This is a genomic window from Actinoplanes sp. TBRC 11911, from assembly GCF_012933445.1.
Taxonomy (GTDB): domain Bacteria; phylum Actinomycetota; class Actinomycetes; order Mycobacteriales; family Micromonosporaceae; genus Actinoplanes.
The window spans coordinates 63492-73850 of record NZ_JABBNC010000046.1; the positions used below are offsets into that span (position 1 = coordinate 63492).

Sequence of the window (10359 nt, forward strand, 5' to 3'; positions counted from 1 at the left end):
GGTCTATTACCTGCGGGACACCGGCCAGATCATGCGGACCTCGGTTCCCGGGCCGTCCTCGACGGGACGAACCTGCAGGTCATCCACCAATCCGGCGATAAGCGCGAATCCGACGCCGGTGGTGAGTGCCTCGTCGGTGAGCGACTCGTCGGCCAGCTCATCCGGCGGCAGTTTGGCCAGTCCCACGCTCGCCTCGATCGGAGCGTGATCAATAACACGTACGGAATAAGAGTCCGAATCAGACATTTCGACGGTCACCAGATCGGGCAGGCCGTACTGGTTGTGCAGTGCCACCGCGCGGGTGCACGCCTCGCCGATCGCGAGGCGCACCTCGTCCAGCAGTTCCTCGGCGACCCCGGCACGCCGGGCCACCGCCACACCGACCAGCCGGGCCGTGCGGACATGCACCGGCGCCGGCGAGAAAGACAGCCGAACTGTCGCCATCACGGGGTCGGACCGCGGCCGTCGCTGTCCTGGGTCGCCGCCTCGATCGTCGGGTAGATCGGGAACACCTGGTCCAGGGCGGTGATCCGGAAGATTTTCAGCAAGGCTTCCTTCGAGCAGACCAGGCCGAAGCTCCCGTTGGCCTGCCGCAGCCGCTTCATGGCGCCGACCAGCACACCCAGCCCGGTGGAGTCGAGGAACTCGACGCCCGCGAGATCGACGACCACGTCACGCGCGCCGGCGTCGACGAGCTCGACGAGCCGCTCCCGCAGTCGCGGAGCCGTATACACGTCGACCTCGCCGCCAACCTCGAGCACGGTGTGCTCGGCGACGGTCCGAGTCGCAAGGGACAGCTCCATCGCTCCTCCTCCCTGCGGGGCACGCTGATGTCGGCAGCCGATCTCCCCAGCGAATCTAACCACCGTCGGCCATGTGGCGACGCGGGCACCCTCCGTCGTACCCGTTTGGGGTTCCGGCCATTCCGATGTCACAGTGCACGGCGTGACGTCCACGGCCTTCGGCCCGGCCGAGCTGCTCAACCGGCTCCGGGCCCGTTCCGCAGCGGCGGCGGACTCGCCGATCACCCATGTGGAACGCGTGCCGCCCCGGCCGGGACGCACCGTGCCGTGGCCGGGCTGGGTGGCACCTTCGCTGCGGGAGTCACTGGCCATTCCCGGGCCGTGGGAACACCAGGTGGCGGCGGCGACGCTCGCCCACGAGGGCACCCACGTGGTGGTGGCGACCGGGACGGCCTCCGGCAAATCGCTGGCCTATCAGCTGCCGGTGCTCACCCGGCTGCTGACCGACGAGCGAGCGACGGCGCTGTATATCTCGCCGACCAAGGCACTGGCGGCCGACCAACTGCGGGCGGTCGCGCGACTGGGCCTCGACGGTGTGCGCCCGGCCACATACGACGGTGACACTTCTCGCGAGGAACGCGACTGGATCCGGCAGCATTCGCGCTTCGTGCTGACCAATCCCGACATGCTGCACCACGGCATCCTGCCGGGCCACGATCGCTGGGCGTCCTTCCTGCGCCGTCTCGCGTACGTGGTGATCGACGAGTGCCACGCCTATCGAGGGGTTTTCGGCTCCCACGTCGCGCATGTGATCCGGCGGCTGCGCCGGTTGGCGGCTCGATACCGGGGTGCGCCGACGTTTGTGCTGGCGTCGGCGACCTCGGGTGATCCCGCTGGAGCCGCCTCCCGGTTGATCGGGCTCCCGGTGGCGGAGGTGACCTCGGACGCGTCGCCGCGCGGGGGTGTGACATTCGCCCTGTGGGAGCCGCCGTTGCTGCCGCCGTCGCCCGCTTCAGCCGCCGCCGCTCCTGATTTTTCGGAAATGTCTGGCGGCCTGGCCGAGGTCGAGCTTCCGCAGGTGCGCCGGTCGGCCCTGCGCGAGACCGCCGACCTGCTCACCGACGCCGTCGCGGCTGGCACCCGCACCCTCGCATTTGTCCGGTCGCGGCGGGGCGCCGAGGTCGTCGCCACCGTGGCCCGGCGTTCGCTCGACGAGGCCGTTCCCGGGCTGGGCGCGCGGGTGGCCGCGTACCGAGCCGGCTATCTCAAGGAGGACCGCCGGGAGATCGAACGGGCGCTGCTCTCCGGTGACCTGCTCGGCCTGGCCTCCACCAACGCGCTGGAACTCGGCGTCGATCTCGTCGGACTCGACGCGGTGCTGATCTGCGGTTACCCGGGCACCCGGGCGTCGCTGTGGCAGCAGGCGGGCCGGGCCGGACGGTCCGGTGGCGAGGCCCTGGCCGTGCTGATCGCCCGCGACGACCCGCTCGACACGTATCTCGTGCACCACCCCGAGGCGTTGTTCGGCCGCCCGGTCGAGATGACCGTGCTCGACCCCGCCAACCCGTACGTGCTCGGTCCGCAGCTCTGTTGCGCCGCCTCCGAGGCCCCGATCACCGAGGCCGACCTCGAACTGTTCGGGGGTGACGTGGCCCGCGAGGCGGTGCGCGGGCTCACCGAGTCGGGCGCGCTGCGTCGCCGGCCCTCCGGCTGGTACTGGACCCACCCCGGCCGCCCCGACGTCGACCTGCGCGGCGCCGGCGGTCCCCCGGTCTCGGTCGTCGAGTCGTCGACCGGCCGGCTGCTCGGCACCGTGGACCACGGCTCGTCCCACATGATGCTGCACACCGGTGCCGTCTACCTGCATCAAGGCGTCTCCTTCGTGGTCGACGACCTGAACCTCGACGACGCCATCGCGCTGGTCCGCCAGCACGAGCCCGAGTGGTCCACGCACGCCCGCGAGGTGGTCGACCTGACCGTTCTGGGGGTACGCGAATACGTCGACGCCGGCCCGGTCGGCATGTTCCTCGGCGACGTCGAGGTGACCAGCCAGGTGGTGTCGTACCAGCGCCGCCGCATCGGCTCCGGCGAGGTCATCGACACCAAGCCGCTCGACCTGCCGGTCCGCGACCTGCGCACGGTCGCCGTCTGGTTCACCGTGTCGCCCGCCGCCCTGGAGGCCGCGGGCATCGAGCCGGCCGACTTCCCGGGCGCGCTGCACGCCGCCGAACACGCGGCGATCGGCCTCCTCCCGCTGATGGCCACCTGCGACCGCTGGGACATCGGTGGCCTGTCCACCGCCAACCACGCCGACACCGAGGCGCCGACCGTTTTCGTCTACGACGGCCACCCGGGCGGGGCCGGCTTCGCCGAGCGCGCGTACGCCACCGCCGCCGAGTGGCTGCGCGCGACCCGGTCAGCGATCGACGCATGCGGCTGCGAGACCGGCTGCCCGTCCTGCGTCCAGTCCCCCAAGTGCGGCAACGGCAACAACCCTCTGCACAAGGAAGGCGCCGTGTCCGTGCTGGACGTCGTCCTCACCGAGCTCGGCCGTCCACGGCGTACACCGGACCGGCCCGCGCAGCCGCCGTCGCCCGCCTGAGCAGCCCCGGCAGCGGCCGCACGTCCACCGCCACCGCGACGACGACCTCCAGCCCCGTCACCGTGCACCCGGTCAGCCGCCCGCCGTTGGCCGTCACGAGCTGCCCCGCACGCGCGCACGCGACCTCCGCCCCGTAGATCGCTCGCCCCGCCCCGGCGAGCGCCCCGAGGTCGGCCGCGGCGCGCGCCCGATGGTTGCCCACCAGCCCGGCGGCGATGGCCGCTCCCGCCACCCCGGCGGCGACCAGGACAAGCCCGATGGCGAGCAGCAGAATCGAAGCCGCCCCGCACTCCCGCGCCCTCACCCCACCGTCCCGCGCCCTCACCGCACCGCCTCCGGCTCGCGGGCCGCCGTGGCCGTCGCATGCACGGTGACCTTGGGAAGCAGCGGCACCGAAGCGGTCACACTCGCGGTCACCGTGTCGGCGTCCACCTCGACGTGCGAGCCGTGCGGCGGCGTTTCGCCGCGGGCCACCGCCAGCGCCGCGTCACGCGCCGTGTCCTGGCACTGCGCCTTCGTCGCGACCGCCGAGACCGCACCCAGGCCGGCGATCAGCAGCACCATGAGCGCCGGCAGCCCGGCCGCGAGCTCGGCGGTGAAGTATCCCCGGTCGCGACCGGGCCACCGGCGCCCGATCACTTCATGGCCTTGTCGATCAGTCCGGTGAGCCCCTGCATGACGTGTTGACTCGTGACGACCTTGTACAGCAGGGTGGCGAAGCCGACCGCGGCCAGCGTGCCGACCGCGTACTCCAGGGTGGTCATACCGGCGTCCGCGGCCTCGCCCCGCAGCCGGGCGACGTTGGCGAACAGTTTGCGCACGTGGTTCTCCTTCGGTAGTGGTGCATGGCAGCGACGGGCCGCTGCCGGGATTGCCGTGACGGACGGGTCACGGAGTCATCGGGCGCCGCATCACGGGACGCCGCGTCACAGGACGCCGCGTCACAGGACGCCGCGTCACAGGACGCCGCGTCACAGGACGCCGCCGAGCAGCGAATAAACGACGGGCACGAGGCCGGCCAGCAGGAACGCCGGCAGGAAGCACAGCCCGAGTGGCAGCACGATCAGCACGCTGGCGCGCTGGGCGCGCGCCTCCGCCGCGGCGTTCCGGGCCGCGCGCAGGTCGTCGGAGAGCCGGCCCAGGGCTCCGGCCAGCGCACCGCCGCTCGAACTCGATCGGATGGCGGCCCCGACCAGCCGCGCGGCGCCGTCGACGTCGGCGAGGTGGCCCCACGCCTCGGCCGGTTCGGCGCCGAGCTTGAGCGACCGGGCGGTCCGGGCGAGGCGCTCACCGAGCGGCCCTTCCAGCGTGCCGGCGACCTCGGCCGCGGCCCGCTCCACCGGGGCACCGGCGCGCAGGGCCGCCGCCAGCAGATCGGTGCCGAGCGGCAGATCCGCCGCCGCGGCGAGCCGTTCGCGCCGCTGCCGGGCCGGTTCGCGCCGACCCAGCAGCCAATACGCTCCGATGCCCGCCGCCGCACCTGAAGGGATGCCCCATCGGGCGCCGGCGAGCGTGGCCGTCCCCAGCCCCGCGCCGAGCGAGAGAAGGATGCGGGTCCGGGTCTCGTTCGCCGCCGGGTGAAGCTTGGCGAGCCGTCGTCGTGCGCTACCCCGGCCCGCCATCGGCAAGGCGAGCAGGAGGGCGGCCGCAATGGTCAGAAGCGCGGTCATGGCACCGGCTCCGGTTCTGCCGAAAAGGCGGGCTCGGCCAACGGCACGGACTCTTGTTCCAGTGCGCACACCGGCGCGTTCTCCCCGTGCTCCAGCAGGCTGAACACGCAGCACACCCGCAGCGGCACTCGTGCCGGACCGGCGGCCCCGAGGAACTCGATCAGCGCGCATCGGTCCGTCACGAGGACACCCCCGCCACCAGACGCTCGGACCAGAGCAACCCACCGCATTGCAGCAGCACGGCCGCGACCGCGCAGCCCGCACCGATCGGCGTATGCAGCAACACCCCGACCGGATCCGCCCCCATCGAGATCCCGAGCCCGATCCCGCCCAACGGAAGCGCCGCCAGCAGCATCGCGGTGGCCTGCGCACCGGCCGCCTGGGCCGCCGCGGCGACGGCCGCGCGATCCTGCGCCCGGGCGTCAGCCTCGATCCGCTCGACCAGATCGGCCGCCGGTGCCCCCGTCCGCTCGGCCAGCCGCCAGACCGCCGAGGTCAACTGCCCGACGCGGTCGGTCGACGCGAGCGCGGTCGGCGGCAGCCCCGCTCGGAGGTCGGCGGCCAGGCCCGCGAGGTCGTCGAGGGTGCGGGCTCGCGAAGCGGCAGCCGCCCGCCGACGAGACCGCCGGAGCAACGCCCGGCCGCCCAGAGCCGCGTAGGCACCGGCGACCACGCCGCCGACCGGGCCACCGGCGAGCAGCCCGAGCACCGCCAGCAACCCGACCGAGCCGCCGACGAGCCGCCGCGGCCCGGCCGCCACTATCAGGCGGCCCAGCCGGACGCGGTCCAGCCGAAGCCGCACCGGCCAGACGAGCACCAGAGCCGCGGCCGCGAGATACCAGGTCACGACGCGCTCCGGGGCGGCTCCAGAACGGACGGCACGGCGACCCCACGCGCGCTGAGCAACCGGGCGAGCGCGGGCGCCGCCGGCCCGGCCCCACGCAGCCGCCGCCAGGCCGGAACGACCGTCGCGAGCCGCGGCTCGCCGGACGGCAGCAGGACGCTGATCGACTCGAGAACGCGGCCCCGATCCGTACGCCGAAGATGGAGAACCACCTGCAACGCCGCCACCACCTGGGCGTGCAGTGCCGCCCGTGGCAGCCCGCCCAGCAGCCCGAGCGCTTCGAGCCGGGCCGGCACGTCGGACGGCGCGTTGGCGTGCAGCGTGCCCGCACCACCGTCGTGGCCCGTGTTCAGCGCGGCCAGGAGATCGACGATTTCGGCGCCTCGGCACTCCCCGACCACCAGCCGGTCGGGGCGCATCCGCAACGCCTGCCGCACGAGGTCGGTCAGGCCGATCGCGCCGGCACCCTCCACGTTGGCCGTACGCGCCTGCAGCCCGACCACGTGCGGATGCACCGGCCGCAGCTCGGCCGCGTCCTCCACCAGCACGATCCGCTCGGTCGGCGGAACCTGGCCGAGCAGCGTGGACAGCAGCGTCGTCTTGCCGCTGCCGGTGCCGCCGGTGACCAGGTAGGCCAGCCGGGCCGCGACGATGGCCGCCAGCACCGGTGCCACGGTCGGCGCGACCGTGCCGTGGTCGACGAGGTCGCCCAGGCTGAACGGCCGCTGGCGGAAGGTGCGCAACGATAGATACGGCCCGCCGGTCGCCACCGGCGGGAGCGCCGCGTGCAGGCGGGTGCCGTCGGGGAGCCGCGCATCAGCGAACGGCTGGCCGTCGTCGAGCCGTCGTCCGCAGGCGGCCGCGAGGCGCTGGGCCAACCGGCGTACGTCATCGGGATCTCGCAGCGTGACCGGTGCTCGTTGCAGGCCCGCCCCTCGGTCGACCCAGACCTCGACGCCGTTGACCAGCACATCCGTGACGTCCTGGTCGTCGAGGAGCGGCGCCAGCGGACCGGCGCCGACGAGCTGGTCGTGCACTCGGTCGGCGAGGCGCAGAACGGTCCGGTCGCCGAGCGCCGCCGTGCCCGCGTCACGACGCACGGCCCGCACCACCGCCGCGGGTGTCGCTTCCACGCCGTCGGCCGCGAACTGCCGGCGCACTCGCCCGACGACCGTCTCGTACCCGCTCATGCCGCCACCGCCGGGCGCTCGTCGCCGACCAGGTCGGTGATCAGCCGCTTGCAGAGGATCGCCAGCGAGCCCTTGCCGTCGCGGGCGGGCGCGTGGCCGCGTTCGAGTGCCTCGCACAGGGCCGGTTCCGGCCGCAGCGTGCCGATCAGCGGAAGATGCAGCGCGGCCGCCACCTCGCGGGCCTTGAGCTTGCCCGGCGCCGGGCCGCGCACCACCAGTGAGAGATCGTCGCGGTGCGCCCGGATCATGCGGACGACCCGGGACGCGGCGGCGGCCGCCCGCAACTCGGCCGGCACGATCAGCACGGCGCGATCGGCCGCTTGCAGCGCGAGCACCGACGCGTCGTCCATCTGGCGTGGCAGATCCGCGATGATGACGTCGCGCCGGCGGCGACCGGCGTCGAGCGTCGCCGCCATCGCGTCGGCCGGCATCAGCGGACCCTGGTCGCGGGCGAACGAGAGCAGCACGAGATCGCCGCGATGTGGCAACGCGTCGAGAAGGGCGGCGGGATCGACCCGGCCACCGGACCGGGCCAGCGCCGACCAGCGCAGGCCGTCCACGTTCTCCCAGCCGAGGACCAGATCGAGGCCGCCGCCCAGCGGATCCGCGTCGATCAGCAGCGTGCGGTGGCCGGCCGTCACCGCGGTCACGGCCAGGCCCGCCGACAGGATGCTGGCACCGGCGCCGCCCCGGCCGCCGATCACCGCGAGGATCCGTCCGTCCGACACAGCGGACGCGGGTCGCTCGGAGAACCGGTCGACCACCCACGCCTCGGCCGTCGGCAGGGTGATGACGTGATCGACGCCCAGCGCCCGGGCAGCGTCGAACACCGGATCGGGTAGCTCGCCACGACCGGCGAGAACCACTCGTCGGCGCCGGGGTAATCGCGCCCGCAAGCACGCGCCGATCTGATCGACGCCGACGAGCACGAGCGGGGCGGCCGGATATTGATGCCGGGCCGCCACGAGATCGCAGGCCACGTCGACCTCGGTGCCGCCGGCGGCGGCCAGGCGCAGCAGGTCGTCGAGCAGATCGGGATCGCCGGTCACAACAAGCGGAAGGGACATTGTGGATCTCCAACGCGGGCGGTGCGGGTGAGGCGCCCACCTTCGCGGGAGCCGCGTCGGGGCGGCAACGAGAGATCGCCGGGCTGTGGATAACTCCGAAAGCTGTGGAAAACCCACACGCCGGGGACTGATCTGCTATTCGTGGCTTTCGGAATTGAAGCGGGTGCGAGAGGGATTCCGCGCGGCCTCCGACTCGGGAGTCCGGTTCGTGGTCACAAATCCGACACCGGCCGTCTGCCGAGCACTCTCAGTGACCGGTTTGACCGAGTTTTTCGGATTGACCGCCGCCGAAGACAACGCGGACGGTGCATAGGGAACGACCCCCGTCGGGGGAGACGGGGGTCGTCCTAGGATTCGGCTCCGGGGGGGTCGAGCCGAATCGTCTCGGTGATCGCGGGGGGCGCAACCACCGAGGGTCGTAGTAGCAGAGGGCGACCGACACAACGTGAATCCCGATCGCAACAAGACAAGCATGCACCACGGGAGCACCGCAGTCGAGTACTGATTGTCGCGCGCTGCGATAGACCTGCCTCTCTGACCGATTTCACAGCGCGTCACCACCGGCCGGAACGCGCCGCGCCGCGGGCAACTTGACCGAGCCGCGTGCCGCTACACTTCCGCACCGTGGGCCTGAGCGCCGCGTTTTTCGACCTCGACAAGACCGTCATCGCCAAGTCCAGCGCGCTGGCCTTCGGACGGCCGTTCTACCGTGACGGCCTGATTAACCGCCGCGATGTCGTCAAGTCCGCGTACGCGCAACTGATGTTCCGGCTCGGCGGCGGCACCGATGAACAGGCCATGGCCCGCACCCGCGACTATCTGGCCGCATTGTGCAAGGGCTGGCGCGTCGATCAGGTCCAGCAGATCGTCGCGGAAACGCTCGACGAGCTCATCAACCCTTATGTGTACGCCGAGGCGGCGGCCCTGATAGCGGAACATCAAGCGGCCGGCCGCGATGTCGTTCTGGTCTCGGCGTCCGGCGACGAAATGGTCCGCCCGATCGGCGCACTGCTCGGCATCACCGACGTCATCGCCAGCCGAATGACTATCGTCGACGGTCGATACAGCGGTGAGGTCGAATTCTATGCGGCGGGCCCGAGCAAGGCCCTCGGCGTACGGGAAATGGCCGCTGCACGCGGTTATGACCTGGACGAATGTTACGCCTATTCGGACTCGAGCAGCGACCTTCCACTGCTGGAAGCCGTCGGTCACCCGAGCGCCGTCAACCCTTCTCGATCGTTACGCCGTCATGCCGTCGAACGCGGCTGGCCCATCCTCGAATTCCGCCATCCGATCCCGCTCGGACGCCGCTTACGCGACCGCCCCGCCGTTCCGGTGGCGGCCGTCTTAGGCGTCGGCGTCACCGCGGCAATCGGCTTAGCCTTATACGCACGCCGCCGCCGAATCAAAGCAATGGCATAACGTACGCCCGTTCGAAAGGTCCCCGGGGCCACGCCCGGCCGATTGCAACAACATCTCCACACGCCCCACCGGGCTGTCCCGCCACAAAACCCAGTCGCGACAGTTCCGTCAGGTCAATTCAGCCATTGTCGAATTTGGATCCCCGCAGCCCGATCCACCGGAGCCGCGGCAAAGGGACACCTGCCGCTCGCAGCGCCCGGCCGAATCAGCGCAGGACGCACCCTCTCCAGATGAGCGTCGCGCGTCCGGTCCAGCTGATCGCCCCGGCACATGGCGGCAGTCTCACTATCCGGATTAGACCGACCGCAGTAGGTGACTGTTCGGCTGGTTCCGTCGGCCGGGAGTCCCCGTGCGAGGCGACGCCGCTAGGCCCAGGCAGGCCCCAACTCCCCACAGTGGCCGCCCTACCCGGGTGTGGGCAGGCGCGACGCCTGCAAGGCCGCGGTTCCCCCCACCACGGCCACCCCCACCCCCGCGTGGGCAGGCGCGACGCCTGCAAGGCCGCGGTTCCCCACACCACGGCCACCCCCACCCCCGCGTGGGCAGGCGCGACGCCTGCAAGGCCGCGGTTCCCCACACCGTGGCGCCCCCACCAGGTGTGGGCACCCGCCACTGCCGGAACGTCTCAGCTCCCCACAGCGACAGCCCTCGCCGGTCCGCCACGAAAGGCCAACTCATCGCAGGGTGAGCGGCGCGCGAAACAGCTGAGCAGTTCCACTATTCGGTCTGGGATGGCCACATCTTGAACGTGGGTCTCATGTGGACGGTGGCTTTACCCGGATTTGTGGCTTTGGCCGCCGAGGTTCGGGGCCCGATTTCGA

12 protein-coding genes are annotated in these 10359 nt (G+C 72.1%); 2 read left to right on the plus strand and 10 right to left on the minus strand.

What is annotated here, in order from left to right; translation table 11 throughout:
- Positions 1-6: 6 nt before the first annotated feature.
- Both HH310_RS39160 and HH310_RS39165 read right to left on the minus strand, forming a co-directional pair.
- Positions 7-447 (minus strand): ATP-binding protein, encoded by a 441-nt coding sequence (locus tag HH310_RS39160; protein WP_169180810.1) that lies wholly within the window; start codon positions 445-447, stop codon positions 7-9.
- The gene (locus HH310_RS39165) at positions 444-803 is read right to left on the minus strand and encodes an STAS domain-containing protein (protein ID WP_169180811.1); all 360 of its coding nucleotides are present in this window, start codon (positions 801-803) and stop codon (positions 444-446) included. The genes HH310_RS39160 and HH310_RS39165 overlap by 4 nt, the downstream gene beginning before the upstream one ends.
- A gap of 142 nt (positions 804-945) precedes the next feature.
- Between HH310_RS39165 and HH310_RS39170 the strand changes: the two genes are divergently transcribed.
- Positions 946-3345 (plus strand): DEAD/DEAH box helicase, encoded by a 2400-nt coding sequence (locus tag HH310_RS39170; RefSeq protein ID WP_396027573.1) that lies wholly within the window; start codon positions 946-948, stop codon positions 3343-3345.
- On the opposite strand, the gene HH310_RS39175 is transcribed toward HH310_RS39170, so the two are convergent.
- From HH310_RS39175 to ssd, 8 genes are all read right to left on the minus strand, one after another.
- Positions 3281-3649, minus strand: a complete 369-nt coding sequence (locus HH310_RS39175; protein ID WP_312034612.1) for an Rv3654c family TadE-like protein — start codon at positions 3647-3649, stop codon at positions 3281-3283. The genes HH310_RS39170 and HH310_RS39175 overlap by 65 nt on opposite strands.
- A gap of 17 nt (positions 3650-3666) precedes the next feature.
- On the minus strand, positions 3667-3984 hold the full coding sequence (locus tag HH310_RS39180) for a TadE family type IV pilus minor pilin (RefSeq protein ID WP_312034613.1): 318 nt from the start codon (positions 3982-3984) through the stop codon (positions 3667-3669).
- Positions 3981-4109 (minus strand): DUF4244 domain-containing protein, encoded by a 129-nt coding sequence (locus HH310_RS39185; RefSeq protein WP_211193206.1) that lies wholly within the window; start codon positions 4107-4109, stop codon positions 3981-3983. Before HH310_RS39185 ends, HH310_RS39180 begins: the two co-directional genes overlap by 4 nt.
- 207 nt (positions 4110-4316) lie before the next feature.
- On the minus strand, positions 4317-5015 hold the full coding sequence (locus HH310_RS39190; RefSeq protein ID WP_248294853.1) for a type II secretion system F family protein: 699 nt from the start codon (positions 5013-5015) through the stop codon (positions 4317-4319).
- Complete coding sequence (locus HH310_RS39195) at positions 5012-5197, minus strand: hypothetical protein (RefSeq protein WP_169180814.1); 186 nt, start codon at positions 5195-5197, stop codon at positions 5012-5014. The genes HH310_RS39190 and HH310_RS39195 overlap by 4 nt, the downstream gene beginning before the upstream one ends.
- Positions 5194-5862 carry a hypothetical protein gene (locus tag HH310_RS39200; protein WP_312034614.1) on the minus strand — a complete coding sequence of 223 codons (669 nt, stop codon included), beginning with the start codon at positions 5860-5862 and terminating at the stop codon, positions 5194-5196. The genes HH310_RS39195 and HH310_RS39200 overlap by 4 nt, the downstream gene beginning before the upstream one ends.
- Positions 5859-7049, minus strand: coding sequence for a TadA family conjugal transfer-associated ATPase (locus HH310_RS39205; RefSeq protein WP_169180815.1), 1191 nt, complete (start codon positions 7047-7049; stop codon positions 5859-5861). Before HH310_RS39205 ends, HH310_RS39200 begins: the two co-directional genes overlap by 4 nt.
- Positions 7046-8098: a septum site-determining protein Ssd gene (gene ssd, locus HH310_RS39210; protein ID WP_312034615.1), complete on the minus strand. Its 1053-nt coding sequence runs from the start codon at positions 8096-8098 to the stop codon at positions 7046-7048. The genes HH310_RS39205 and ssd overlap by 4 nt, the downstream gene beginning before the upstream one ends.
- A gap of 642 nt (positions 8099-8740) precedes the next feature.
- Here ssd and HH310_RS39215 point away from each other — a divergent pair.
- Positions 8741-9538: an HAD family phosphatase gene (locus HH310_RS39215; RefSeq protein WP_169180817.1), complete on the plus strand. Its 798-nt coding sequence runs from the start codon at positions 8741-8743 to the stop codon at positions 9536-9538.
- The last annotated feature ends 821 nt before the right edge of the window (positions 9539-10359 follow it).

Coding starts and splice junctions, on each gene's coding strand:
- HH310_RS39165 (WP_169180811.1), bottom strand. CDS start 803: ATGGAGCTGTCCCTTGCGACTCGGACCGTCGCCGAGCACACCGTGCTC.
- HH310_RS39205 (WP_169180815.1), bottom strand. CDS start 7,049: ATGAGCGGGTACGAGACGGTCGTCGGGCGAGTGCGCCGGCAGTTCGCG.
- HH310_RS39185 (WP_211193206.1), bottom strand. CDS start 4,109: ATGACCACCCTGGAGTACGCGGTCGGCACGCTGGCCGCGGTCGGCTTC.
- HH310_RS39190 (WP_248294853.1), bottom strand. CDS start 5,015: ATGACCGCGCTTCTGACCATTGCGGCCGCCCTCCTGCTCGCCTTGCCG.